The 26,078-nt window shown below is 49.7% G+C and carries 25 protein-coding genes and 1 pseudogene; 20 read left to right on the top strand and 6 right to left on the bottom strand.

The window, feature by feature from the left end; genetic code table 11:
* The first annotated feature begins 75 nt into the window (after positions 1-75).
* The 5 genes from ACIDITHRIX25_RS90790 to ACIDITHRIX25_RS90770 all read left to right on the top strand — a co-directional run bounded on the left by ACIDITHRIX25_RS90790 (position 76) and on the right by ACIDITHRIX25_RS90770 (position 3,828).
* Positions 76-585: a Fic family protein gene (locus tag ACIDITHRIX25_RS90790; protein ID WP_201732974.1), complete on the top strand. Its 510-nt coding sequence runs from the start codon at positions 76-78 to the stop codon at positions 583-585.
* 167 nt (positions 586-752) lie between these two features.
* The gene (locus ACIDITHRIX25_RS90785) at positions 753-1,196 is read left to right on the top strand and encodes a ParA family protein (protein ID WP_201732641.1); all 444 of its coding nucleotides are present in this window, start codon (positions 753-755) and stop codon (positions 1,194-1,196) included.
* Between the two features lie 85 nt (positions 1,197-1,281).
* Positions 1,282-2,520 (top strand): IS21 family transposase, encoded by a 1,239-nt coding sequence (istA, locus tag ACIDITHRIX25_RS90780; RefSeq protein WP_201731987.1) that lies wholly within the window; start codon positions 1,282-1,284, stop codon positions 2,518-2,520.
* Positions 2,507-3,295: an IS21-like element helper ATPase IstB gene (istB, locus tag ACIDITHRIX25_RS90775; protein WP_201731988.1), complete on the top strand. Its 789-nt coding sequence runs from the start codon at positions 2,507-2,509 to the stop codon at positions 3,293-3,295. The genes istA (ACIDITHRIX25_RS90780) and istB (ACIDITHRIX25_RS90775) overlap by 14 nt, the downstream gene beginning before the upstream one ends.
* Positions 3,292-3,828, top strand: coding sequence for a hypothetical protein (locus ACIDITHRIX25_RS90770; protein ID WP_201731989.1), 537 nt, complete (start codon positions 3,292-3,294; stop codon positions 3,826-3,828). Before istB (ACIDITHRIX25_RS90775) ends, ACIDITHRIX25_RS90770 begins: the two co-directional genes overlap by 4 nt.
* 423 nt (positions 3,829-4,251) lie before the next feature.
* Here the strand turns inward: ACIDITHRIX25_RS90770 and ACIDITHRIX25_RS90765 are convergent, their stop codons facing one another.
* Positions 4,252-4,554, bottom strand: a complete 303-nt coding sequence (locus tag ACIDITHRIX25_RS90765) for a hypothetical protein (protein ID WP_249685647.1) — start codon at positions 4,552-4,554, stop codon at positions 4,252-4,254.
* Positions 4,555-4,576: 22 nt separating this feature from the next.
* On the opposite strand from ACIDITHRIX25_RS90765, the gene ACIDITHRIX25_RS90760 reads away from it, so the two are divergent.
* From ACIDITHRIX25_RS90760 to ACIDITHRIX25_RS90735, 6 genes are all read left to right on the top strand, one after another.
* Complete coding sequence (locus ACIDITHRIX25_RS90760) at positions 4,577-5,467, top strand: replication protein RepA (RefSeq protein WP_201732638.1); 891 nt, start codon at positions 4,577-4,579, stop codon at positions 5,465-5,467.
* A 980-nt stretch (positions 5,468-6,447) separates the two neighbouring features.
* Complete coding sequence (locus ACIDITHRIX25_RS90755) at positions 6,448-7,248, top strand: replication-relaxation family protein (protein WP_201732637.1); 801 nt, start codon at positions 6,448-6,450, stop codon at positions 7,246-7,248.
* 62 nt (positions 7,249-7,310) lie between these two features.
* Positions 7,311-7,502 (top strand): helix-turn-helix domain-containing protein, encoded by a 192-nt coding sequence (locus tag ACIDITHRIX25_RS90750; RefSeq protein ID WP_201732636.1) that lies wholly within the window; start codon positions 7,311-7,313, stop codon positions 7,500-7,502.
* On the top strand, positions 7,499-8,548 hold the full coding sequence (gene istA / locus ACIDITHRIX25_RS90745; RefSeq protein ID WP_201732635.1) for an IS21 family transposase: 1,050 nt from the start codon (positions 7,499-7,501) through the stop codon (positions 8,546-8,548). Before ACIDITHRIX25_RS90750 ends, istA (ACIDITHRIX25_RS90745) begins: the two co-directional genes overlap by 4 nt.
* The gene (istB, locus tag ACIDITHRIX25_RS90740) at positions 8,541-9,335 is read left to right on the top strand and encodes an IS21-like element helper ATPase IstB (RefSeq protein ID WP_201732634.1); all 795 of its coding nucleotides are present in this window, start codon (positions 8,541-8,543) and stop codon (positions 9,333-9,335) included. Before istA (ACIDITHRIX25_RS90745) ends, istB (ACIDITHRIX25_RS90740) begins: the two co-directional genes overlap by 8 nt.
* Before the next feature lie 531 nt (positions 9,336-9,866).
* Positions 9,867-10,199: a hypothetical protein gene (locus ACIDITHRIX25_RS90735; protein ID WP_152625793.1), complete on the top strand. Its 333-nt coding sequence runs from the start codon at positions 9,867-9,869 to the stop codon at positions 10,197-10,199.
* A gap of 2,100 nt (positions 10,200-12,299) precedes the next feature.
* Here the strand turns inward: ACIDITHRIX25_RS90735 and ACIDITHRIX25_RS90730 are convergent.
* Entirely contained in the window at positions 12,300-12,536 is a 237-nt protein-coding gene (locus tag ACIDITHRIX25_RS90730) for a hypothetical protein (RefSeq protein WP_152626170.1), read from the bottom strand.
* Positions 12,537-13,498: 962 nt separating this feature from the next.
* On the opposite strand from ACIDITHRIX25_RS90730, the pseudogene ACIDITHRIX25_RS90725 reads away from it, so the two are divergent.
* Positions 13,499-14,890, top strand: a pseudogene (locus ACIDITHRIX25_RS90725) (NAD-dependent succinate-semialdehyde dehydrogenase).
* Positions 14,891-15,407: 517 nt separating this feature from the next.
* Here the strand turns inward: ACIDITHRIX25_RS90725 and ACIDITHRIX25_RS90720 are convergent.
* From ACIDITHRIX25_RS90720 to ACIDITHRIX25_RS90710, 3 genes are all read right to left on the bottom strand, one after another.
* Positions 15,408-15,743, bottom strand: a complete 336-nt coding sequence (locus tag ACIDITHRIX25_RS90720) for a hypothetical protein (protein ID WP_201732632.1) — start codon at positions 15,741-15,743, stop codon at positions 15,408-15,410.
* A 372-nt stretch (positions 15,744-16,115) separates the two neighbouring features.
* The gene (locus tag ACIDITHRIX25_RS90715; protein ID WP_052607174.1) at positions 16,116-16,427 is read right to left on the bottom strand and encodes a type II toxin-antitoxin system PemK/MazF family toxin; all 312 of its coding nucleotides are present in this window, start codon (positions 16,425-16,427) and stop codon (positions 16,116-16,118) included.
* Positions 16,417-16,650: a hypothetical protein gene (locus tag ACIDITHRIX25_RS90710; RefSeq protein ID WP_052607176.1), complete on the bottom strand. Its 234-nt coding sequence runs from the start codon at positions 16,648-16,650 to the stop codon at positions 16,417-16,419. The genes ACIDITHRIX25_RS90715 and ACIDITHRIX25_RS90710 overlap by 11 nt, the downstream gene beginning before the upstream one ends.
* A 629-nt stretch (positions 16,651-17,279) precedes the next feature.
* On the opposite strand from ACIDITHRIX25_RS90710, the gene ACIDITHRIX25_RS90705 reads away from it, so the two are divergent.
* From ACIDITHRIX25_RS90705 to ACIDITHRIX25_RS90685, 5 genes are all read left to right on the top strand, one after another.
* Entirely contained in the window at positions 17,280-17,537 is a 258-nt protein-coding gene (locus ACIDITHRIX25_RS90705; protein ID WP_052604414.1) for an AbrB/MazE/SpoVT family DNA-binding domain-containing protein, read from the top strand.
* On the top strand, positions 17,537-17,869 hold the full coding sequence (locus ACIDITHRIX25_RS90700; RefSeq protein WP_052604413.1) for a type II toxin-antitoxin system PemK/MazF family toxin: 333 nt from the start codon (positions 17,537-17,539) through the stop codon (positions 17,867-17,869). The genes ACIDITHRIX25_RS90705 and ACIDITHRIX25_RS90700 overlap by 1 nt, the downstream gene beginning before the upstream one ends.
* 549 nt (positions 17,870-18,418) lie before the next feature.
* Positions 18,419-18,694, top strand: coding sequence for a helix-turn-helix domain-containing protein (locus tag ACIDITHRIX25_RS90695; RefSeq protein ID WP_201732631.1), 276 nt, complete (start codon positions 18,419-18,421; stop codon positions 18,692-18,694).
* Positions 18,687-19,964, top strand: coding sequence for a type II toxin-antitoxin system HipA family toxin (locus ACIDITHRIX25_RS90690; RefSeq protein WP_201732630.1), 1,278 nt, complete (start codon positions 18,687-18,689; stop codon positions 19,962-19,964). Before ACIDITHRIX25_RS90695 ends, ACIDITHRIX25_RS90690 begins: the two co-directional genes overlap by 8 nt.
* A gap of 463 nt (positions 19,965-20,427) precedes the next feature.
* On the top strand, positions 20,428-20,718 hold the full coding sequence (locus tag ACIDITHRIX25_RS90685; RefSeq protein ID WP_052607158.1) for a type II toxin-antitoxin system Phd/YefM family antitoxin: 291 nt from the start codon (positions 20,428-20,430) through the stop codon (positions 20,716-20,718).
* 763 nt (positions 20,719-21,481) lie between these two features.
* Here the strand turns inward: ACIDITHRIX25_RS90685 and ACIDITHRIX25_RS90680 are convergent.
* Positions 21,482-22,270: a nucleotidyl transferase AbiEii/AbiGii toxin family protein gene (locus ACIDITHRIX25_RS90680; protein WP_152626205.1), complete on the bottom strand. Its 789-nt coding sequence runs from the start codon at positions 22,268-22,270 to the stop codon at positions 21,482-21,484.
* A gap of 1,547 nt (positions 22,271-23,817) precedes the next feature.
* On the opposite strand from ACIDITHRIX25_RS90680, the gene ACIDITHRIX25_RS90675 reads away from it, so the two are divergent.
* The 3 genes from ACIDITHRIX25_RS90675 (at position 23,818) to ACIDITHRIX25_RS90665 (ending at position 26,044) form a co-directional block, all read left to right on the top strand.
* A complete protein-coding gene (locus tag ACIDITHRIX25_RS90675) occupies positions 23,818-24,093 on the top strand; it encodes a helix-turn-helix domain-containing protein (RefSeq protein WP_082058881.1) in 276 nt (91 codons plus the stop codon).
* On the top strand, positions 24,086-25,363 hold the full coding sequence (locus tag ACIDITHRIX25_RS90670) for a type II toxin-antitoxin system HipA family toxin (protein WP_201732629.1): 1,278 nt from the start codon (positions 24,086-24,088) through the stop codon (positions 25,361-25,363). The genes ACIDITHRIX25_RS90675 and ACIDITHRIX25_RS90670 overlap by 8 nt, the downstream gene beginning before the upstream one ends.
* A gap of 462 nt (positions 25,364-25,825) precedes the next feature.
* Positions 25,826-26,044 carry a type II toxin-antitoxin system Phd/YefM family antitoxin gene (locus ACIDITHRIX25_RS90665; RefSeq protein ID WP_213333407.1) on the top strand — a complete coding sequence of 73 codons (219 nt, stop codon included), beginning with the start codon at positions 25,826-25,828 and terminating at the stop codon, positions 26,042-26,044.
* The last annotated feature ends 34 nt before the right edge of the window (positions 26,045-26,078 follow it).

The following is a 26,078-nucleotide window of genomic DNA, read 5'->3' as shown; positions in this document are numbered from 1 at the left end:
AACGGAAGAACTGGTCGAGCCCTGATCCATCTCATCCTTCGACGTCGGGGACTCGCTCTCCGAACGCTTCCTCCCGTGTCACTGGTGCTTGCGACGTGGGCGCAGACCTACATCGACGGGTTGACGCTGTTCCGGTACATCGGATCGCCAACGTCCCCTGCCGCCATCGACGGGCTCAACACGTGGATTGGCCGGTTTGCAAGCGCCTGCACGAGGTCTGTGGCTGACGCCAGCACGTACGAACGTCGAGCGGCTGAGCTAGAGGTGGAGTGGCGTGAACGACTCGGTTCGGTCCGTGCCAACTCCGGAACGGACGTTCTCCTCCGGGTACTTCCCGGTGCGCCGATCCTGACAGCCGACAGCGCCGCCACGCTCCTTGGCCGTACGTTCAAACCCGCAGCCGCAGCTATCCAGCGACTCGTGGATGCGGGGATACTCCGGCAGGTGAACGTCGGACGCCGGAACAAAGCCTTCGAGGCACCCGAGGTCATCGCCGCCTTCACGGCACTGGAGCGGCAGCTCGCCAGTCCCGAAGGCGACACTCGCACGAGCGAGCCCGTGCGTACGGTGCCTCGACGGAAGTGACCAGACCGACGTAGACGGTCAACCGTTTACCGTCTGCGGAAAGTGCATCTCCCTGGCCGCTCTGAGATCGGGCATCTCTACGGTCATCCGTTGACCGTTGACCGTAAACGGTCCACGATCTTCGTTGTTGACGATCCGTTGCCAATTTCCTCATACTCGATCATGTCGTGGAAAAACTCGTCATCGCAGCTCACAAGGGTGGATCGGGCAAGACAACAGTCGCAGTAAATCTGGCTGGTGCCTTTGCCAATCTGGGAATGCGTGTACTTCTCGTCGATACCGATCCTCAAGGAGCCTGCGCTGCTGCCCTCGGTGTCAACCCCGAAAAGCCGACGCTCTACGAAGTGCTCGTCGGCCACGCACAGAGGCAGGAGGCGATAATCGGAACCAGCATCCCAGGTCTCTCCCTCCTCCCCTCCGATCTCGACCTTGCCGGAGCCGAAGTCGAACTGCCCAAGCTCGATCACTGGCAACAACTCCTCAGTCGGGTCCTGGTGAGTCTCGAATCCGTTTGTGATGTTGCTCTCATCGACACACCTCCAGGGCTTGGCGTCCTGAGCTACAGCGCTCTCAAAGCCGCCACAGGCGCACTCTGTAAACAGCGGAATTAAATTGACCCACCATCAGCGATAAAAATTGACCCACCCAACAGACAATACTCTTGAGTGAATATCCACTTTCACGAAGGAGTTTTACATGCTGAAGGGTAGGCCACTTATGAACATATTTGATTTGAAGCAACAAGGTCTCAGTTACCGAGAAATTGCCCGAGAAACTGGACATTCAAGAAACACCGTACGTAAATATCTAAGAGACGGAGCAAGTTCTAAACCAATCGAGACAAAGCCACAACGAAACTCAAAACTCGATCCCTATAAGTCTGAGATCGATCGACTTGTATCTGAAGGACTTCTGAGCGTTCCGGCAATCATGTCAAGAATTGTTCCACTGGGTTATACCGGTAAAGAAAGTATCTTGAGAACATATGTCAGTAGTATCAGACCACCGGCAAAGCCAAAACAGGTAGCTATCAGGCGATATGAAACCCAACCAGGTAAACAGTGTCAGTTCGATTGGGGAATATTTAGCTATGTCGATTCGAGAGGAACAAAAAGACATATTCCCGGACTATATGTAACACTTGGACGAAGTCGCAGGAGTTATCTGGAATTTGCACTGAGTGGCGATATATACGGTCTTATAACTTGTCTGATCAATGCCTTTTTCTACTTTGGTGGACTAACCGATGTGTTTCTCACTGATCATATGAAGACCGTGGTAATCGGTGGAAACGGAAAAGACGGATATCAGTTCAACTCGCAAATGGCAGATCTGGCTAATTTCTTGGGAATATCAATCAAACTATGCAGAGTGAGACGGCCAGAAACCAAAGGCAAGGTAGAACGAGGGATTAGATATGCCAAGGAGAACTTCTGGCCTGCTAGAACCTTTAGCGATCTAGCTGATCTAAATCAACAAGCCCTTATCTGGTGTAGCGAAGCAGATAACCGGATTCATCAAAGTCTCGGTATTACCCCAAATGAAGCCTTCATAGTAGAACAGCCACACTTAGGACCACTTCCAACCCGGGAGACATTGTACGGTTTTGAAAAGAGAATCAGAAAGGTAACAGCTGATTCGTTTGTCTCATTTGCTGGAGTCAAATACGGAGTACCTTGGAAATACTCACTTTCACAGGTAGAGGTACTTCCAAAAGAGCGAACCGTTGAGATTTATTCAAACGGAGAGTTGATAGCTTCTCATCAACTTACCTACCAAAAGCGCTCGTTGGTTTACCTTCCTCATCAATACAGCGGGATCACTGCTGAAGCTGGCAGACTGGCTCCTCCGGTACTTGTAAGACAAATCATTGACACTTCAGTTGAGATCCGTTCGCTTGATGAATATGTGGAGGCTGCAAATGTTAGATCTTGAATTAGCTCAAAACCAGCTAGTAGAACTGGGTCTTGGCCATATGGCTGAACTATTAGATGCCAAGGTATCTTCTGCAACTGAAAAAGACCTTTCCTATTTGGCATTTCTATCTGAACTATTGGGAGTTGAAATTGAATCAAAAAGAAAAAGGACCTATGAGATAAGACTGCAGACCGCGGGACTGCCGTTTAGGAAGTCATTTTCAGATTTCGACTTCAACTTCTGTCCAAGTATTGATAAGGCATTTATCTCTGAACTACGTTCTCTGGCCTTTATCTCTAGTGCCACCAACCTGGTCCTTTTGGGTCCGCCCGGGATCGGCAAGACTCATATTTCTGTAGCACTTGGTCTTGAGGCAATCGCTGGTGGATTCTCTTGTTATTTTACTACATTGTCAAAAATTGCAAACGACCTTTCCAGTTCCTACAGTCCAACCAAGATGCGAAAGTACACCTCTCCTAAGGTACTGATAATCGATGAAATGGGATATAGGCCACTTGATCGAATGGCAGCGAATTATTTCTTTGACATTATCTCCGCCAGATACGAAACCGGAACCGTAATCCTTAGTTCCAATAAGGGCTTTTCCGAGTGGGGCGATCTCTTCTCAGATCAAGTACTAAGTACTGCAATTTTAGACAGACTGTTACACCACTGCCATGTAATCAACATCAAGGGCAACAGCTACCGGCTCAAGGATCGAATCAAACAAGGAATCTATACCAACCCACAAACTGGTGACAACGCCAAGAAAGGTGAAGAGGTGGAAAAATGAAAACTTCCTATCATCACTTCCGCTACCTAAGCGAACCTAATCCGGTCTCAAATGATTTCCAATCAGTGGAAGAGATACAAGTACCGAAGAGCCAATACCTATTTCATAACGTTACGGAACTATCTCAGCTGGGATCACTAGAGCGAACCCGAGAACCATTTCATAACGTTACGGAACTATCTCAGCTGGGATCACTAGAGCGAACCCGAGAACCATTTCATAACGTTACGGAACTACCTATCTCAAAGATCTGCGAGAGACAGGGGTGTGATCAAATACTTCCGGAACATTGCATAGGAAGACCACAAAGGTATTGCTCAGCAGCTTGTCGTATGGCAGCTCATAGACAGAGGAAAAGAGGCCCGATTAGAGCAGAGGTACATTTTGGTTCTGCAACTACTCGGAGTAGACCAGAGGAGCGATCCTGGATGGTCAAGTTACTTCGAGATAATGAAGAAGTGATAGTCACCTTCGGTCAAACTAGAGATAATGCAGAACGTCTTACTGCTCGGCTAAACGAATTTCTCTACTGAGATTTTCAGATACACGGTGACTTAGAAATGAGACACTTTTACTGACACCAACAACTACTATTGAACTCAATTGGGTGGGTCAATTTTAAACCGCTGATGTGGGTCAAAAAAACGTCGCTGTTTACACACTCGTCACCTGCCCCCCTGAGTTCATGGCATTACGGGCGCTCCCACACCTCCAAGAAATGACAGAGCGAGCAAACGTGCCGCTCCTTGGGATCATCCCAACCATGACCACGACGACGACTCGTCATGCCCGAGAAGTCATGGATCAGCTCACCGACCAGTATTCGGACCTCCTCCTCCCCGCCATCCCACGTCGAGTCGCTCTTCAGGACGCTGCTCTCGCCGGGCTGCCGGTTACATCGTTCGAGCCATCAAGCGAGATCGCCGAGCGCTTCATGTCGCTTGCCAGGGAGGTGCTCACTCGTGGCAAGAACCTCGCTGCATGATCGCCTGCAGGCTGGGAACGCTCCAGCACCGAAGGGCCGGGAGGCTCTTTATCAAGCCTCGACGCCCGCTTCGGAAGTTGCCCACTCGGAGGTTGACCGTCAACCGTTGACCGTAGACGGTCAACCGTCCGTTCCCGCCGAGGAACGGTGGGAGGACTCCCACACCCGAGTGACCTTCTACTGCCCAGTCTCGCTCGTGAAGACGGTCGAATCCGAAGTCGCCAACTCCGGGAGGAGCAAGAGCCAAGTCATCGTCGATGCCTTGCAAGGTCACCTCCGGGGACGGAGGACTCGACGTGATTGACGACCGGCTCGACACGATGATCCCCCTGAGCACCATCGCTGCTGAGGTCTTCGCCGCAGAGGTCGAGATGGCCCGAAGAACCGAAAACTTGGGATACATGGCAAGGATCATGGCGCAGGTCACTCTTCCCCACTCCAAGCCGATCACCAACGAGTACACCCGGCGAAACGGCAAGCTCACCCTGTCGATGTGGTCTCCGCAGCATGTGGGTCTTCCCTACGGCGGCGTCCCTCGTCTCCTGATTGCCTGGCTCACGACGGAAGCCGTCCGGACCAGAGAGCGAACGCTCGTCCTCGGGCCGACCCTCTCAGGGTTCATGGCCCAGCTTGGGTTGATGCCGACCGGAGGTCGATGGGGCACGATCCCCAGGCTTCAGGAGCAACTCCGCCGTCTCTTCACTGCCCAGATCGTCTGCACCTTCGACAGCGACGAAGTCTCCAGAGGTTCATCGCTCGGTGTCGCCAGCGACTACGAGCTGTGGTGGAACCCCAAGAAGCCCCACGCCGGGTCCCTCTGGAACAGCACCGTTACGTTGGGCGAGCGATTCTTCGACGACATCATCGAGCGCCCTGTCCCGGTCGATGTGGCGACTCTCCGACAGCTGAAGCGGTCTCCGCTGGCGCTCGACGTCTACACCTGGTTGACCTACCGCTTCAGCTACCTCGGACGGGAGACCTTGATCCCCTGGGAGGGTATCCAGGCCCAGTTCGGTTCGGACTACAAAGAGCTGTTCAGCTTCCGCTACAAGATGAAGGCTGCTCTTGCCAAGGTCCATGTGGCGTACCCCGAGGCACGCTTCGCCCACGAGGACTCCGGCCTTCGGCTGTTCCCATCGGCCACCCACATCACGAGGGTGCCCGCCAATCACCTGGCACGCCGCTGATCGCTCACGTGGCAGATTCGGCACCTGTGGACAACTCATTCTCTCGTCCTGGCCGATCCGGGGACTTACGCATAAACGGTAATGAAGCTACGCATAAACGGTAATAGATTTACGCATAAACGGTAATGACGCTCCTTATTGTTAATCCGTTAATAACCTATACAATCCTGTATGGAGCTTCGTTGTGGAAAACTCTCTAAGGAGAGTTAGGCAGCAGCGAAGAGGCAACGCAAAACCGATAGGTACTTTCCGCACCTTGTGTCTTCCTTTCGGGTTCGCCCAGCGCACCTTCATCAAGGGGTGAGCGCTGCAAACGCACCAAACCCGCCAACCACCCCCTGGGTGATCCTCGACCCTTCACACCCGGAGCGGTAGGGTAGGGGAAGCGGCTCGTGGCGTCGTTCCGGCGCTGCTCGGAGCCCAATTTCCGGGTCTGTTCTCACCTCTGGTTCTGGAAAACAGAGCCATGCCTGGTACATTTGCAGGGTGTCCAGCGCTCCTCCGTGCTCTCTGAGAAGGGGATTTGCCGCCGCCGCCCCCATCCTGGATTGCAGTGGCAATCCTTCAACACCCCACACCCACTACGTGATTACTTGTGTGTCTGGGGTGTTGAACCGGATGGGGGCGGCGGCGGGATTGAAAGGTAGGGAAGCAGGAGAGAGCAGAGGATGTGTACTGGGAGAGGGGATAACAAAAACTGATGTGATTTCCAGAGGAGATTCTTTCCACACGAGAAGAAGAAAAAGAAAAGGGGGAAGTCCGTGCGGGAAGAGAATCTAGAAGGCAAATAAGTGGAATGAGTGGAGCGATGGAATTCTCTTTATGTGCTCTCGTGTGATGATGAGAAATGATCTGGCTGAGGATACAGAAAAGATGGCTCTTGCAGTTTTACTGATGCCGTCACATACTCAAATTAGATCGGCAATGTTTACGGCCAGCGAGTGTGTGTCAGGGACACCGCTGGCTCATAGGTAACGTCCATGCCGACCAACCCCCCAAAGAGGACCCAGACACAATCCCGGACCAGCGAGATCGCTGAGTCGCTCACCCCGAAAGGCACCCTGCCGCTCAGGTCAGCCGGGCGGATGCAGATCACCGACCGGGACGTGGACATCCTCATCTGGGTCGCTCGGCACGGGATCGTGACCGCCGACCAGATCGCAAGGCAGTTCTTCCCGACCCCGCAAGGGAGGTCCGCCTGCTTCCAGCGGGTGCGGAAATTGTGCGACGCCAGCCCTCCGCTTCTGAAGCGGGACCGGACCCATTTTGGGGAGCCATCCGTCCTTCGGGTGTCGCCGCAGGGCTCCCGGATCGCAGACGTGGGGCTTGCCCCGGCCCGCCTCGTCCCGTCCGAAATCCACCACGCCCTTGCCATCGTGGACCTCGCCGAGGAGCTGAGTCGCAAGTACCCGAAGACCACCTTGCTCACCGAACGGGAGCGCCGGGCCGAGCGGTACCGGGAGAAGCGGGCAGAGCAGAGGAAGACGACAGGACGCATCCCAGACGCCGTCTTCATCTTCCCGGAGACAGGAACGAAAAAGGAGCGGACGGTCGCCATCGAGCTGGACCGCACCGCCCGAAGTCGGATGGACGCTGAGACGGTCGTGAAGGCGTACCTCTCTGAGCGCTACACGGAGGTCTGGTGGTACGTCCGCCCGAACCGGGTGGACATCATCCGGCAGATCACCAGAAGGATGAAGGTCGATGACTTCATCGAGGTACGACCATGGGTTGGAACTGTTGCCAGCAACATTAAATTGACCCAGGATCAGCAACATTAAATTGACCCACCCTCCAGTAAGACTTGTCTGTGGAACATTCAAAACCACGGAGGAGTCATCAAATGCTGAAGGGCAGGACATTAATGAATTTAATTGAATTAAGATCACAAGGACACAGCTATCACGAAATATCTAAACTTGCCGGTGTATCTAGGAATACTGTACGCAAGTACGTTCGTGATGGAGCAATGTGCGAAACTAAACCACCTAGAGCGCCTAGGGGATCAAAACTTAGGTCCTCTATAAGGAGATGATTGATGGTTTTGTCAAAGACGGATTGATCAGTGCTCCAGCGATACTCTCTCGAATAGAACCTTTGGGCTATAGCTCTAAAGAAACGACGATCCGTAATTACGTAAAATCTATCAAACCAAATATTCGACCTCACGCCAAGGCGACCATTCGCTATGAAAGCAAACCGGGAGCTCAGATTCAACTTGATTGGGGACTCTTTGGTTATGACGATCACCGAGGAACAAGGAGAAACATCGCTGGACTTATGGTGACAATGGGTTACAGCAGAAGGGTCTATCTAGAGTTTGCCCTAACAGCTGACATCTATGGCTTTTCTACCTGTTTGATCAATGCTCTTTATTACTTTGGTGGCATAACCGATGCATTTCTTACCGATCACATGAAAACAGTTGTCCTTGGTGGCTCAACCACTCAAGGATGGGACCTAAATAGTCACACGAGCGACTTGGCTAAATATTTAGGTATATCAATCAAGTTAGCTCCAGTGAGAAGACCCCAGACAAAGGGCAAAGTAGAACGAGGAATACGATACGCCAAGGATAACTTTTGGCCAGCACGTACTTTTACCAACTTAGCCGACTTGAATGAACAGGCTCTTTCTTGGTGTCAACAAACTGATACGAGAGTACATAATGGCCTTGGCGAGACTCCCCTAGAAGCATTTGCCAATGAGTCGCCCTATCTTCGGCCTCTTCCGAAACGAAGTGAACTTTATCAATTTGAACGTCAGTTTAGAAAAGTTGGTGCTGACGGATTCTTTTCTTTCGCCGGAGTTAGATATGGAGTTCCTTGGCGGTTTTCCCATAGGGTTGTCAGCGTGATTGTTGAGAACAATGCTCTTTTGGTCTTTTTAGATGAAGAGCTAATTGCTACTCACGCACTCTCTTACAAAAAGCGCTCCATGGTTTATCTGCCCGAACAATATAAAGGCATAGAGCGACATGGATCTTTCATAGGGCCTGTTCCAATTGCTAGGCAATACGTTGACACCCAAGTACAACAACGTTCACTTGGGGTTTACGAGGAGGTTAGCCTAAATGCTTGAGTTAGAAGAACTTCGTTTGATTCTTATTGAATTAGGACTGAGCCGATCAGCAGAAATCCTAGAGTCCAAGCTTACAAGTGCCACTGAGGCGAACTACTCCTATTTGGCATTTGGTAAAGATCTACTTAGCCATGAGCTCTCGACTAGGCGCGAACGAGCCTTTGAAGTTCGAATGCGAACGGCAGGCTTACCTTCCAAAAAGCGTATATCTGACTTCGACTTTTCCTTTTGTCCTTCGCTCGATAAAGCAGTAATCGATGGCTTGTGCTCATTGGCATTCGTGGCAACTTCGTCAAACGTAGTCCTACTTGGACCTCCTGGGGTTGGTAAAAGCCACATCGCTATAGGTCTTGGAATGGAAGCCATCATTGGCGGATACAGCGTCTACTTTACAACGCTATCTAAAATCGCCGATGATCTGTCATATGGGACATCTGGAGCTAGATTTAGAAAATACATCACTCCAAAAGTACTAATTATCGATGAAATCGGATACCGAGCCATCGACCATGTAGCCAGCAATGCCTTCTTTGAGGTAATTAGCGCCAGGTACGAAACTGGATCGATAATTCTCACTTCAAATAAAGGATTTGGAGAATGGAGTGAAATATTTCCTGATGTCATCCAAGCAACAGCAATTTTGGATCGTCTGTTACATCACTGCACGGTAATCAATATCAAAGGAAACTCCTATCGCTTACGTGATCGTGTAGCCCAAGGTATCTACACCAGCCCTCAGGCAGCTGCAGCTCATAGACAAGGAGAAGTAGTGACAAGTGAGCGGTGATTAGTTGATAGCCAACTTCACCTTAGCGACTAGAAATCTTCAATTCGAGCCTCTTTAGTGGGTCTTTGGATCCTACGGTTGACTCTTAGGCCTACTTGAGCTTCAAGGATCACAGCCAGCCCTTCGTCGAATGACAACGACAGAGAGGCTGGCTCTTGTTTTGACGATTGAATTCATAAAGCGATCCATTTAGCGCTAGTGACCTCCAATGATCACAGACGATTAGTTCGCTCTAGTCAATGACCATTTGAGAACGCCTAGCTAGTGTTGCCAGCAATAGCTAGCACCCATGAAGATGCATATGGGTAACCATACCCATATGCATCTTCATGGGCCTCACCCAGATAACTCCCCGATGTCACCACCATGGCTGCAGTGGGATGTTCTTAGTCAATCTCAGTCTGGGTGAACGTGTAAAAACCCTTAGTTGTCCGCATTCACCCATGATTGCTAATAGCCATCACCAAGGGCCAGGAATTACTTGAGACGTTTCCTTGGCACCCAATCACAACTATCCATAAGGAGATGTAAGTGGAAGATAAAATCCCCCTAGGCAACGCTATGGCAACGCCAGTATGTCATTACTGTGGGAATGCAATTACTGGTACTAAGCCAAGAATCTACTGTAGCGACAGATGTCGAGTAAATGCATGGAAGCTCCGTAATAGAAACAAGGTCCCCATAGCGAAATTGCCAAAGGGCAATAAGAGAAAAGATTGCACCGTCTATGAATGTCCGCAATGTGAAACAAGATACCTAGGAGTCCAGCGATGTGACGACTGTGGCTTGTTCTGTAAGAAGGTCGGAACAGGTGGACTCTGTCCCTCTTGTGATGAAGTAGTAGCCTTCATCGATCTCATTTGAGGATAAGACCACCAAAAGCTACTATCGCGCGTTGGATTGCTTTCCTGTAAATATTAGGGACCAGGACACCACAGCTTTTAGGGTAAGTATTCTCAGCTGATTAGGTTTCCTTCCAACTAAATCGAATCGTTGCTGTTTTGAGCTGGAATTTTAGCTATGACGATTTAGAGCAGGATCAAAAAATAAAGAATCTTTTGTTTAATTGGTAGTAGTGACGGGCTGTGGATCCTGTTGACCAAGAGTAGCTAATGATAAATCGATGGGTGAAAGCCATAGCTTTGGGTTAGCCCGCATTCTTGGTCCACAAATCCATAGCCCCTTTGCAGCCTTTAGGCTCTGGCGATCTCAAAGTGTCATCGCTTTAGCCAAAGGCCATGCCTAGGCCATAACAATGTGGATGTGAATCGTTATGGCCTAGGCAGCCAAAGCAGCCGGAGAGAATATCTTACTTTTGTCTCTGAGCCACCTCTAGATTATCAACTAGTGGTCCATGACCTCTAAAGATTGAGGAATACCGATCCACAACCATATTCGCCACTACCATATTCGCCACAGCGACCCTCACCTTTGAGGCTTTGGGCCAAGAGCTTCACGTAGATATCTGAAGCTCTCACAATTGCGCTGGTGTCGGTCGATTCCTGAGGAATCCAAAGCTATAGGGCTAGCTATAGCACTACCGCCAGATTCCCATCGATTCTAAGGCCCATTAATGAATCAGGATTATCCACAAGGACTCAACTCTCAGTAGGCCCCGTAGCCCAGTCATTATCGATTATCAAGACAATGTCGACAAGTTCAGCTTTATGGAGTAGTTCAATTTCGCTTAGATGGGGTTACGTGATTGCTTCCAATGGCCATGGCGGGTTTCTGACTAGTCAGTGCTGTGACTCATCGTCGATGAAGCGCACCTTCGAGATCACCTAAGAGACAATTGCACAATTCGGAAATCAACTCTTTCGGGTGGCATTTTTTGACTCGGAGTGGGGTTGCTATGCCTTATTTAGCATTAAGTTCGGAGCTTTAAATCCAAAACAGCTAAGGATCTACTTTCGCAATTGTCTCCTAGGCTTCAAGCGCCGTGGTTATCAACCTCGGTCATATTGGCTCCACTGGGATTGGGCAGAAAAGATGTGAGATCTAGGTTTGGTCATTTGATTCATGAGAAACGGAGATCACTCCGATGTTGGTGGCACTTGCTACCAGCAACTATCAATCGAGACACTAAATGGATGTATCAATCGTCCTGATAGTCACCACAAGATTGAAAATAGTCATTCGACTCAATAGCCCCAAGAGCACTTGGTCTATGATTTGATGGACCTTGAGATAACAAGAGGATCATTCCAAAGCTGAGAACCCAATCACAGGTGATCAGTGATTGCCAAAATGCACTCTGAGATATTTCTATTACATATTAAGATCCTATGACTACAACAAGTCCTAATGGACTGTGGATTTGTGGACCAAGAATATTACAGGTAGTCAAATTTGTAACTTTCGCCTACCGAGTTGAAATCGGCGACTCTTGGACAACAAGACCCACAGCCCGTAGCTACTACTAAATCAACAAAAAGTTCTTTCTTTCCTAATCATCAAGATGCTGCCGTAGCATTAGCCCCACGTCCTAGAACCAACAATCCAATTAATTCGAAGACCAATACTTATGGATCATGACCGTTTGGGCCAAAGACTATAGCTATGAAGCCATAGAGCCTCGAGTTGATCCATGGATATACGACAACCAGTGCCTTGCCTAAGTCCTAACGCCTAAATGGATAAGTTTTCCAAGCAATCCAATTCAACCAGTCAAGATTTAACCCAGTGGCAAATGTCAGTTATCGCAGTGGACTTTGACCCAAGAGAATTCAAAAATCTACAACCAGCGATATCTCAATCTGCTCAAACGCACTACCATGAATGGGTGGGGTGGATCAAAAATAGGTTGCTGCTAGTGGGTCAAAAATAGGTTGCTGGCAACAATAGATAATCTTTCCGGTTTCGTGGTTGGTTACCAGAGTCAGATAGTTGTGATGCTTTCGATAGGAGCTCTCATCCACCCCTACCAAAAAGAGGTTCTCTAGTCGACTTCGATCGAGCTCTTCAGCCACCACCCGCTCGCAGATCATCCCTACCGTCCTGAAATGCAATTCCTGTGAGCTTGGTAACTGTGGTTTTATCCATTTTTGAGGTGCACCAGGCAACCAGGTGCTCGAAGTCTCTGGTGAAACGCGATTCACCGACTGGTCTGGCAAATGGAACCGATTCAGTTATTACTCCGTGGATTGGACACTTCAGTCGTCTAAGTTGACAATAAAGCCATGTCTGGCGGACTCCCATGTCCATATGTCTCCAGCGCGAGTTGACAGTTCTAGTGTCGTAGGAGAAGTTAGTCCTGTAATTGTAATTAGGACATGCAAGCTTGGTATGAGTGAGCTTGAGCTATATCACAATCTCGCCGTTTGACAGAGAAACTTCACTTATAACGACACCTTCTAAGCCAAGAATCTGCTTAACGAAAGTGGTAGCGTGCTCGGGTCCGGTCTCCCTTTTTGAATGTTTCGTAACTGAAAAATTTAGGGGCTTGGATCCGGTCAAGTTTCTTGAAGGGCTATTTCAGATCCGAGAGTTAGGTGCGTACTGGGATTGGCACTTGCTTTAGTAGTATCTGGGACCCACATCTATGTCAATAGAGCCATATTTCCTAGGACCTGAAGCTAATGATCTGAAGCTACAAGTCCATATCCTATATTGTCCTCGATTGCCTGAAAAAGAACTGAGACGTAGTTTTCCTTAGGAATTACGTAAATAAATACTGTTCAGCTTAAGTTTTAATGTGCGCAATACCTGACGCTTCGACAGTATGAGGGTGACCTGGGGCGAATCGGCAATCACAGAGTCCTGCGGAAATACTGCTTCTAAGCCACTCCTTGTCGATATCATCTAGGAAGTTATACGAAGTCGACTTCACTTCCAAATTCCCTAATTTACTGAGCAGAAGTCATCTGCACCACTTTATTTGCTATTTAAGAATCGCTATTGACTCCAGGAGAATTATTAGTAGCCAGCGAACAATTATGAAAATCGATAATGTTCAGATCGAGTAATGTGTGAGGCGTGTATGAAGGAAAATATTTTTCTACCCGATAGATCTCTCCGCCAACTGTAAAAGCCAAGGTCACGCACATCGGTAACGTAAGATTCCAGGAAGGCACTAGCGTCAAAGCTATAGATGCATTGAGGGCTTCTCACCGAAATAGATGTCCTGCCTCCCGTGCCAAGCACAACAGAAAGAGGCATAAATGGCTTATCAGACGGTAAATCCATATACAAATAAGTTAGTCCAGAGCTTTCCATACGCGTCAGATGCTGAGATCGACGCCGCAATCCTGTAATCTCACGAGGCGTTCTTGAATTGGTGTACCACCGGGTTCGAAGATCGATCGAAGGTCATGACGCGAGCAGCAGAAATACTTCGAGCTGATAAGCGTATGTTCGCGGATGTGCTGACCTTGGAGATGGGAAAGATATCCGCCGAGGCAGAGCTTGAAGTAGAACTTTGTGCCGACATCTTCGACTACTTCGCCGAGCACGGCGAAAGTTTCCTTAAGGATAAGCCCCTTGAGGTCAAGGGCGCTAAAGAGGGTACTGTGACGATTGTATTCGAACCGCTCGGAGTTATCTATTGCATTGAGCCGTGGAACTTTCCTTACTACCAGGTTGTGCGCGTTGCTGCTCCACAGATCCTCGCCGGAAATACTGTCTTACTAAAGCATGCGAAGAACGTGCCTGCAGCGGCACAGGCAATGCAGAAACTCTTCAATGATGCTGGGCTTCCCGATGGCGTCTTTACCAACCTATTCATATCGATTGCCTCTACCGATCACATTCTGGCAGATCCACTGGTGCGAGGAGTTGCGCTAACTGGTAGTGAGCGCGCCGGCACGATCGTGGGTGCCGCTGCTGGTAAGAACCTGAAGAAGGTCACGATGGAGCTCGGTGGTTCGGATGCATTCATCGTTCTCGAGGACGCCGATATCGACAAGACCGTTAAATGGGCGGTAATGGGGCGGCACTGGAACGCCGGGCAGGTGTGCTGTGGGTCAAAGCGGCTGATAATTGTGGATGCAGTATACGACGAGTTCATGGACAAGTACCGTTCTTCAGTGGCGGCACTGCGCGCTGGTGATCCGCATGATCCAGTCACGCAACTTGCTCCGCTGAGCACGCAAAGTGCAGTCGATATGCTCGCCGAGCAGGTGAAGACGGCTATCGACAGTGGTGCGACCGCAGAGAGGCTAGGCGAAGCAGTCCCTAAGCAGGGAGCGTTCTTCCAACCGACCATCCTCACCGATGTGAAGCCGGATAACCCGGCGTATCAGACCGAGTTCTTTGGTCCGGTGAGCTTGGTCTTCCGTGTCGCCGACGAAGACGAAGCGATCTCCGTTGCGAATGCCTCCATCTATGGATTGGGCGGGTCGGTGTTCACTCGTGACGTGGTCCGTGGAGAGCGTGTCGCCCGGCGAATAGAGACAGGCATGGTCTTTGTTAACCACCCAACTGTGGTTAAAGCCGACATCCCATTTGGAGGTGTGAAGAACTCTGGCTTCGGAACCGAACTCACCGAATTCGGCATCCGCGAATTCGTCACTAATAAGGTGGTCGGCGTCGTTGATATCGACGCACCCTTCTAGGTGATATAGGAGCTGGTCTCGGTATTTTATTGCAGTTGCGTCGATGGAGTTACGCCGTTTTTTCTTTACGTCGCTGTCGTGAGATAGCCGAGACTGGCAGTTGTTGGCCTGTCATCATGCGTGCGTGGTTGACGATATCGAGATGATTCTGTTACCCGTCTTCGATCTCGGAAGCTAAATGTTATTCGTGATCTCAATTAGTTTTCTAAATTGGAAGTCCAAAGTGTGGTCATCTGATTTAGTTGCCGCCTGACCGTCGGCAACTAAATCAGAACTCGTCGACTGAAAAGGCGATCTACGAGAAATCGAAATTTCAAACTTTTTGCGGCTCCAATATGCCAGAAAAAAATTCCTCTGAAACTGAGCAAATGTGCCAACTATCCTGACACCTAGGGCGATTGTTTATCGAAAGACGATCACCTCGAAGCCCCGCTTGAACACCGAGATCTAGATTCGACCAGAGATGCGAAGGGTAGTCAAGCTGTTGCTGGCAACACAAGCCAACCAAATGTTGTGCCTAAATATCACGTTCATTGGAATTGAATCTCGAAAGTGTAAGTAAGTTATCAAAAACCCAGTTCCCGCTTGACCTCATCCCAGGGCCTCGCTGTTGTTCGACCCGCCTTAAGATCGGCCAAACGCTCCATAGCGATCCGACCTCTTCCTGGTCCCAGAGAGCCTCGTATTGCTCTACTAGATCAGCCGGAGCAATAGCTGCCACCGGCTCATGATTTCTACCGCGGTGAACAAACGTTACTTCTCCAGCAAAGGCAGTACGATTCACTAACTGAGAGAAGTTGTTTCGAGCCTCAGTGACTGAAAGGTTCTTGTTGTCTGTTGTATCCGTTGCCATGTCTTCAGAAGTAGGACAAGTACGACATGTATAGCTTCACAAGTTTTTCAAGTCGCCTTGCCGTGGGCAAAGGCCCATATTAAACCCAAATGATAGATGTGAATTAGGTGGACTCAGGTGTCGCAAATGTCGGTAATCGGTTTTGCTGCTACGAACTGGCCCTGACGAAAACATTGCCGTAGTTGATCTCTTGACTCTATGTCCGCTTCCTAGACCGAGAACAAGGCAAGATCGTAATTGAGGCGAAAAGATGAGACCAGACATGGACTTACATCTCTATGCAATTTGAAAAATAATATGACTGGCGGATAGCAGGGCCAGCAAAGTTATTTCCTTTACTGGGAAATTTGATCGAATCTCTGCAACAACTCCCTATATATCGAGAACTAGACGCAGCGCCGCTTCTATCTGTTTCATCTCGTCAAAAGTTAGACGACCTGCAGGCTCTCCCAGCCGCTGTGGGTCCACTGCAGCTGTCTGCTCAACTAAGACATGCGTCTTCTGCCCCAGAATATTTACCTCAGGGCGAAAAGTTGCCGCTCGTGCCGAGGTCGATGTGGGTGCTACTAAACAGGTTGATAAGGGAAGTAAATCAGACTGTAGTACTACGGCAAAGCGTTGTCCAGATTGTTCATGTCCGCTGCTACCTCGAGGGGACCGCAAAGAAAAGACCTCACCACGCACGCAGTGTCTCCATGTCTTTTAGGACCTGAGCCGCTTCAGCGAGGTCTTCGTCATCTGCTGCTAATCGAGTGGCTTCCTCTAGAAGATCTTGCCTCACTCGATTGCGCGCTGCTTCGATAAGTGCATTTCGAACTACGGTCGATACGGGAGCACCGTCGTGGGTCAAAACCGAAAGAGCCCGCATGGCCTCTTCGTCTGGGCGAAAAGTGATTGTCTTTGTCATAAGTATTATTGTAGCACATGGTGTAAGACGCTTGATGGTGGAAGGCTATTGCGGTTTATTTTTCTCAAGTGGCTTATCGGCAGCGACTCGCTTTTATAATTCAAGCAGTTGCAGAGTTCGCCATTCCGCCTCCGTTATTTAGCCAATAACAACTGGATGGGAGAGGGAATAGAGGTTGCCCACAAATAATGGGCATTTCTTGTCCGGCATGGGCAATTCCTGCGCCGATTGTGGCACTCTTGCTTGAATGATTTGGGCTTTGAACTCTCGGCTAGCAGTTTTAGCGTAAATAAACCAATAAGGTCGATATTGTTGCCAACGCCTTGAATCCGATGCGCTTTTGATTTTGCAGTTCGCCGCTTTATCCTCCCATCTTGACACCTAACGGTTCCCACGTATTCCTTGAACGATAAATGAAGCCCGTGAGATAGGTACTTTGGGTCTCGTTATTCGTAACCTCTCCGATTCGAGGAGTTGTATGGTGAAATACTCCCCGCCCTTACGGACGGGACTTTCCGGCGCAATTTCATGCATTATTCCCAGTAAAGACCATAACGGTTGGGTTTAGTAGGTTCTTTAGGTTTACCATGTATTATACTTTAGTATAACTAATTTGAAAAAGGAGCGTAGTGTATACAACGAATCTTCGTAAGGTCGGAGGGTCAGTCATGCTTGCCGTTCCCCCTGCTCTCCTCGATCTATTACACCTACATTCAGGTGAGACTGTCGGAATTGAAATAGATAACGATCGGCTAGTAATTACAAAAGCTCCGCGAGCACGATACACCTTGGAAGAATTGCTAGCTCAATGTGATGGATCAGTGGAACTATCTCAAGAAGACCGGGTTTGGCTTGATTCAGAGCCCGTAGGGAACGAGCTACTTTAGTGGAACGTGGCGATATCTACCTTGTGTCGCTTGACCCAACTTTGGAACATGAACAAAGAGGCACACGTCCCGTATTGGTGGTATCAGCTACTGCATTTAATCGAGTCGTTAGGGTCCCTATAGTCTTGCCCATTACAACAGGAGGTAACTTCTCCAGGACGGCGGGTTTCGCTGTGTCACTCCAGGATGCAGGAACGAGTACCAACGGAATAGTCAGGTGTGATCAGCCGTGTGCTATTGATTTAGGAGCCGCTAATGCCCGTTGGTTGGAAAAGGTTCCAGGATCAGTTCTCGACGAAGTGCTGGCGAAGCTTGCTCCGATATTTGAATGAGAGAAATAGCACACCTTCTAAGTTTGCCATTGAAACAGTGGCTCGTTGAAAATGTTTAAGGTTGCGGCGTCGTAAGGATGTCCCTAAGCAGGATGATCCTATGTCATCAATCTCGTCTATAAAACGAGTGAGGCAGCTTGTTCCTTGAGGGTAGTAGCGGTTGGCGAGCGACCAACCCGTAAAGGTGCATCCGTTGAGAGTTACGGACGGTTGTTCGATGCGTGGATAAGACTTGCAACTATTCGAGTAAAACATTAGGTAGCCGACACGGAGCGAATTTGAAATTTAGAATCTTCTTTTTTGCATCCATGTTTGATCGAGCCTAAAATTTCGGTTCATCTCACTTTGTTATGAATCTCTCTCACGTCCAAAAAATCCGTATCCTGAAGTAGGATTTTATAGGAAAGGGTAGACCAATAAGCACTATTGGTCACTCAACTTTTTGACGAATTTTTAATTCCTAGGTGAAACCGAACGATCTCACGTAACTTACGATACCGATCGGTTGCATGCTATACTTGAAACTGATCGGTGTCAAAAGGAATATTTATGCGAGTTCGATCTATCCGCGACGTTGCAGCGGCAGTGCGTGGTCGTCGAAAAGATCTTGGTCTTAGTCAGGCTGAACTTGCCGAGATGGTCGGTGTTTCCCGTAAGTGGATCTGCGAGTTCGAGGGAGGCAAACCAAGAGCAGAGTTTGCACTCGTCTTAGGAGTCTTGGAATACCTCGGCTTGACAATAATGATAAGTCAGGACATTGAAGAGACGTTCACACCAACTGTTAGTCTTGACTCACTTCTCGAAGAGCATCGCTACCATGAGTGATGGCCTCTACGTAGTTTACGACAATGAAGTCGCTGGTCTAGTCACTCGTCTGAATAACGGGCGACTCCGCTTTGACTACGATGATGAATACCGCCGAAAGATAAATTCTACTCCTTTGTCGGTATCTATGCCCTTACAAGTACAGTCGCATCCTGATAGCGTGATATCTCCTTGGTTAAGTGGACTTCTACCCGATAATGAAGCTGTTATTGCACGATGGGCTCGATACTATCAAGTAGGTGCCTCGTCGGCCTTTTCGCTGCTCTCAACGCCAATCGGCCATGACGTGGCTGGAGCATTTCGCTTCGCTACTCCCGAGGCTCTTGATGAAGTTCGAGAACGTAACGGACACGTGACCTGGTTGAATGAGGACGAATTAGCAAGGCAACTTTCAGAGTTGAAGGCGGATACTACCTCATGGCTGGGTCGATATTTCCAAGGTCACTTCAGTCTGGCTGGCGCACAAGCCAAGACAGCCCTCCTCTTCGCGAATGGTAAGTGGGGTGTTCCAACAGGGTCGATTCCTACGACTCACATCCTCAAACCCGCGGTTAGCGGTTTCGATGGCCACGATATAAATGAGCACCTCTGCCTCGATGCAGCGCGACGCGCAGGACTGGTTGTTTCTCGGTCGCAAATTATGAGCTTTGGAGATGAGTCAGTGCTTGTTATAGAACGCTATGATCGGCGAGTTGTCAATGGTGAAATCGTGCGAATCCATCAAGAAGATCTCTGTCAAGCATTATCGGTATGGCCATCGTATAAGTATCAAAGTGATGGTGGCCCAGGTCCGAAAGATATCGTCCATCTCTTTCGGCAAGTGATGTCCACTAGGAGCAAGGAAGACGCAATTGAACGTTTTGTGGGCGCCCTAGCGTGGAATTGGATTATCGGTGGAACTGATGGCCATGCGAAGAATTATTCTCTAGTTCTTTCGCAAGGGGATATTAGGTTGGCTCCCCTGTACGATATCGCGTCAGCTTTACCATATGGAACCCATGAGCGGAAGTTGCGATTGGCTATGAAGGTCGGTGACGAATACCTCGTCGCACCCATGAGGAACCTCTGGCCAAAAGTAGCAGATGATCTCGACTTAGATCCAGATTTGACAATCGAAAGGGTAGTGGAATTGGTTCGAAGGGCACCGGACGCCATGACGGATGCCGCTAGGGCAATTGGTGATTTGAGCTTGAATCATGCACTTACGCCACACCTCGTTGACCTTGTTAGTGAAAGAGCTCGCCGCTGCCTAAGAATTCTCGGAAATTAAGAACGAAGCCGCCAATTAGCAATGGTGTTTTTTCGCCTAACCGATAGGTTTGCACTTGATTCGATCGAAACCTAACTGGAACGGGCAACCGTGCATAAAAAAGGTGCCTAAGGACAGATACCAGAGATAGGGGAGCGGGAACCTAATCTCTAGGTGTGCTTGTGGATTTTTTGGTAGAGCAATAAGTCTTTTCGCTAGGGGGAGCGTTACGAAGGGGGAGGTACTCGTAAGGTCTTATGAGGCAGGCCGTGATTTTCCTCTTATTGATTGCCATGGTGGCATTTAACATTGCACATACGAGGTGGCAATGTGAGGTGCCTATTAAACTCTGGATAACGTCAACTTTGCTCTTAAGGGTGACTCCTTAACTGCCGCTTTCGTCACAAGGAGTTGAGCGTGAACTCTTCCAATATTTCATACTCTCGTTGGCTGCACGGATCGATTAACGCTTTATTTGGTGTAAATGAGGACAGTCCAAATTGTTTATGCGCGCACACAATTGTCGAAAATGATTGAAGAGGTAAGTTCGACGCACGGGCGATTTGAAATTACCAGGAACGGATATCGTGCCGCGGTTCTTTTTGGCGCTGATGACTATGACGCAATTTTTGAAACAATTGCGGTTCTGTCAGACACTTTGCTTCTTGAAGCCCACAAGAGGGGATTGGAAGGTCATCAAGAAGGTGATACATTGGGCGCCGAAGAGCTCAGACAAGCGATGATTAGGTCTGGACGACGTGTCGTCGCGAAATGATGATAGTTATAGTTTGCGTATCCCACACTCTGCTTCGATTTCGCTCCGTCAAACAGTACCGGAAAAAGTAGTGCCTTACCGCATATAGATTCAATAATGGTACATGGCTGCAGATGGGAGATAGCTAATACTGTACAAGGACTTTAGCAGCTCAGGTAGGCGCAGGGACCTCTTAATCCAGGGTCAGGCACATCAATCATTCCTAAGAAAAAGTAGCAGAAGGCGATTCAAAAGGTAAGCAAATGGATGTAGCTTGGGTTTCGCGAAAGTGATAACTTTACTTGCAGGTTCCCGATCTGTAAACCCAACCGATCCAAGTGCGGATTCCGCGGCAATTGGTATGTCGGAACACCGATAAGAATCGACTCGTCTACACGGATATAAAGCACGAAAGACGAATCGTTGCAAGCCGGTTACATTAGGGGCGTTAAATCGTGCGGCAGCCTCAAACTTCAAAAGGCTCGTCGCACGCAAATTGGAGACGAATCACGTGAGGTCGGTCGCTCTAATCGAAGTGATAACTAACTGCGTTAGCAACTACCTCTCGCAACTTGATTCGGATGCTATCCTCGTTGAAGATCGCCTGGCGCACCCGGAGTATCTGGACTAGTTAGCCACACTCAGAGCCACTTCGAATATGAACTCCAATTCTGACCCACTCACACTGTAGGGTACCGGTTCGCGAGGCTGGATAGCGATCGAACCCGGCCCTTGCATCTTTGCGTAGCGCTGATTGTGTCCGTGCTCGTATATCGCCCGAGGGTTAGAAAGTTGTCTCGGCCCTCCACTGCAGCGTCGTCGGGTCCCAATGACCGATTGCCGTTCCGTCGAAAACTGCGTTGATGAATGGCGTGACTACGCCCAGTGCTTCGTCGAGCGTCGAGGCCAAAGGCAGCAATGACCGTTGTGCCTCCCTCTTATATCCCATCTCCCAAAGTGCACGGTCGGGTACGTCGAAGCGGTCAGGCGGAACGACTCCACGCCGCTCCACTTCTGAATGCATTGCCGCCCTTTGAAGACCGGCGTCTACCGACGCCTCCGTTATAATGGCGACGAGGTCGACAAGGTCCTTAAAACGGGTAGACGGACGGTCCCCATGCCGCTCGATGATTGCCGCCACTTTGTCGGCTACATGGTCTACGAGCGGGTAAACCCTATAACCATGCTGGGTAATGTCGGGCATCATGACACGGAATAGTGCCGGCATTTCATCAGGTTCTCCGGTCATGCGGAGATTCGATCCAACAAGGTCGACGTGAAACTGAGCCCACCTTGTCGCTCCGACGTATGCGGTTACTGGAAAGCGGGAGCCGGCTGCTCCGTCTGAGTGCGCGCGCGTCGGGCCTATATCGAACCTGAAGTAGTCACCGATATCGAGAGCTGCCGCTCGTGCGATGTCGACTTCGGCCACTTCATGTTCCACCGCTCGATAGACGTCGATATCGATTGTGGCTCGAACGCCAATCTCGCGGGCAAGGAGCGCCGTTGCGCCTTTAACGACCCACCCCTCGTCGATAAGGTATAGCCGCTCCAAAAAGCGGTCGTACGTCATCTGCCGCTGGAGCTGCGGGAGAGTCCACCGACTGGATTCCGCGACCGTCTTGAGTTTGTCGGTGAGCGCCCGACGGAAGGCCCCCGGACTAGAGTAGGTTCGCTTTCGTTCACTCACGCTGTAAGCCCGTGTTGTGACACTGATTGAGCGCTAGTCGGATCGTACCGTGCGTTGCGCGCCTCTTGCATCCATTTTTCCGCCTCCATGTCACCGACGAGGTCGAGCAGCCAGCGAAGAAGAGAGAGACCATCGTTATGGCGTAGTCTGAATCGACCTGCGTGGGGGGCGAGGCTCACAGCGAAGGCTTCGGGGGAGTCGAAGCCCTGGCGGATGGCGTCAACGATAATCTGAGCGACAGCCCCAGGATCCTCGTGTTCGTACAGCAGATCAGAGGCAATTCGCGCTGGACGGGTCGTCGGCAGTCCGTGAAACTGAATCCACTCTCCCTCTGCGAGGGGGCGTCGATGAAGACGAACATCTCGCCGCCGGCTCTGCTTGCGCTGAGAAAGCGTGAACTCGTGCCGGTCCGCGGGGAGGTGGCCTATACCATAGAGCGCCGCCGCCGACCGATGCGACACCACGCCCTCTGTGGGAGTGCGCTCCCATGCGGGTACAGCGGGAACCAGCTGAAGCCATGCGGCCCGCAGTTCCATGTGATCAGGAGTGGGCGAACCCACGAGACGGTAGATACCGTAGGCGACTCGCTCTAGTAGTGAATCTGGAGCGGTAATGCGGTCGAGGGTTGTTGCTGGAATCTCAGCGTTTTCGAGTTGACGACGGGTCACTAGGCCCCACTGGTCTTCGGCGAATTCTGCAATGCGATCTACGGTGGTGGTACGATTCACTACTGCAGTATACCCCGTTAACGGGGGTAATACAGTACTAATTTCGTATGACTACTACGCAATACCCTATAAACGAGGGGTTTCACAGTATTATGAGAGATCCTACTCAACCCCTGGACACTGAAAAACATACAATCGTCTCGAACACATTCGACTATAGGTCGGTAATTCCCAACTCATGTTCCTCTGCTCTTGAACTTAGAAATCCTTAAGAGGTTAAATTCTCCGATTGTGCGTTAGCTTTCTTCGCGTGGTGCACAAAGAAGGTGAGATGAATGGATAAGTCATTCGTTGAGGTGCTCGTACGATTAGTTGGAAGTCCGCTAGTGAGCGGCCGAGGACCTTTTCAAGGCTTTACGGCGGTCGACTGTGCTTTTTCATTTTATTGGACGAGAGTTCTCATTTCAAGTTTCGGTCTATGTGGATTTGCGTTACTCCAATGCATCTTGCAGCTTTTACGATCACTCGTCTGCTTCGAGCAAACTGTTACTTTCGGTACGCACTTGAATGACGCACTCTGGCGGATGCGTTTGATCCACCCCTGAAAAATCTTCTAGTTTAAATTTCGGTCTGAATCCTAATATTAGCGATGGATCGCCAAGAATTAGCCTTTTTTGGTGAAACCGAACGATCTCACGCAACTTACGATACCGATCGGTTGCATGCTATACTTGAAACTGATCGGTGTCAAAAGGAATATTTATGCGAGTTCGATCTATCCGCGACGTTGCAGCGGCAGTGCGTGGTCGTCGAAAAGATCTTGGTCTTAGTCAGGCTGAACTTGCCGAGATGGTCGGTGTTTCCCGTAAGTGGATCTACGAGTTCGAGGGAGGCAAACCAAGAGCAGAGTTTGCACTCGTCTTAGGAGTCTTGGAATACCTCGGCTTGACAATAATGATAAGTCAGGACATTGAAGAGACGTTCACACCAACTGTTAGTCTTGACTCACTTCTCGAAGAGCATCGCTACCATGAGTGATGGCCTCTACGTAGTTCACGACAATGAAGTCGCTGGTCTAGTCACTCGTCTGAATAACGGGCGACTCCGCTTTGACTACGATGATGAATACCGCCGAAAGAAAAGTTCTACTCCTTTGTCGGTATCTATGCCCTTACAGTTACGGTCGCATCCTGATAGCGTGATATCTCCTTGGTTAAGTGAACTTCTACCCGATAATGAAGCTGTTATTGCACGATGGGCTCGATACTATCAAGTAGGTGCCTCGTCGGCCTTTTCGCTGCTCTCAACGCCAATCGGCCATGACGTGGCTGGAGCATTTCGCTTCGCTACTCCCGAGGCTCTTGATGAAGTTCGAGAGCGTAACGGACACGTGACCTGGTTGAATGAGGACGAATTAGCAAGGCAACTTTCAGAGTTGAAGGCGGATACTACCTCATGGCTGGGTCGATATTTCCAAGGTCACTTCAGTCTGGCTGGCGCACAAGCCAAGACAGCCCTCCTCTTCGCGAATGGTAAGTGGGGTGTTCCAACAGGGTCGATTCCTACGACTCACATCCTCAAACCCGCGGTTAGCGGTTTCGATGGCCACGATATAAATGAGCACCTCTGCCTCGATGCAGCGCGACGCGCAGGACTGGTTGTTTCTCGGTCGCAAATTATGAGCTTTGGAGATGAGTCAGTGCTTGTTATAGAACGCTATGATCGGCGAGTTGTCAATGGTGAAATCGTGCGAATCCATCAAGAAGATCTCTGTCAAGCATTATCGGTATGGCCATCGTATAAGTATCAAAGTGATGGTGGCCCAGGTCCGAAAGATATCGTCCATCTCTTTCGGCAAGTGATGTCCACTAGGAGCAAGGAAGACGCAATTGAACGTTTTGTGGGCGCCCTAGCGTGGAATTGGATTATCGGTGGAACTGATGGCCATGCGAAGAATTATTCTCTAGTTCTTTCGCAAGGGGATATTAGGTTGGCTCCCCTGTACGATATCGCGTCAGCTTTACCATATGGAACCCATGAGCGGAAGTTGCGATTGGCTATGAAGGTCGGTGACGAATACCTCGTCGCACCCATGAGGAATCTTTGGCCAAAAGTAGCAGATGATCTCGACTTAGATCCAGATATGGTAGTCGAATGGGTGGCGGAATTGGTTCGAAGGGCACCTGACGCCATGGCGGATGCCGCTAGGGCAATTGGTGATTTGAGTTTGAATCATCCACTTACGCCGCGCCTCGTTGACCTTGTTAGTGAAAGAGCTCGCCGCTGCCTAAGAATTCTCGGAAATTAAGAACGAAGCCGCCAATTAGCAATGGTGTTTTTTCGCCTAACCGATAGGTTTGCACTTGATTTGATCGAAACCTAACTGGAACGGGCAACCGTGCATAAAAAAGGTGCCTAAGGACAGATACCAGAGATAGGGGAGCGGGAACCTAATCTCTAGGTGTGCTTGTGGATTTTTTGGTAAAGCAAGAAGGCTGTTCGCAAAGATAAGCGTTACGAAGGGGGAGGTACTCGTAGGGCCCTACAAGATAGGCGGTTATTTTCATTCCATTGATTGGATTAGCGGCGCCTGATATTGGCCATTGCATGAGTGCTCGCTGTGTCTATAAAAGGGCCTAAGTTGCGTCAAGTTTGTTGACAGAGTTTGGTTCTTTCTTGCCGCTCTCTTCCCAGGGAGCTGAGCGTGAATTTTCACAATATTTCGTACTTCAGTTGGCGGCTAAAATCCATTAGCGCAATAGTTGTAAGTGTGTCAACAGTCCCACTAGCTGATGCTCGCGCACAATTGTCGAAACTAATTGAAGAGGTGAGTCCGACGCGCGAGCGAATTGAAATTGCCAAGAGCGGATATCGTGCCGCGGTTCTTTTTGGCGCTGATGACTATGACGCAATTTTTGAAACAATTGCGGTTCTGTCAGACACTTTGCTTCTTGAAGCCCATAGGAGGGGATTGTCCGACAATAAATAAGGTGACACTTTAGGCCTCGAGGAGCTCAAGCAAG

The organism is Acidithrix sp. C25 (assembly GCF_904848545.2).
This window is presented reverse-complemented; position numbering and strand designations above follow the sequence as displayed.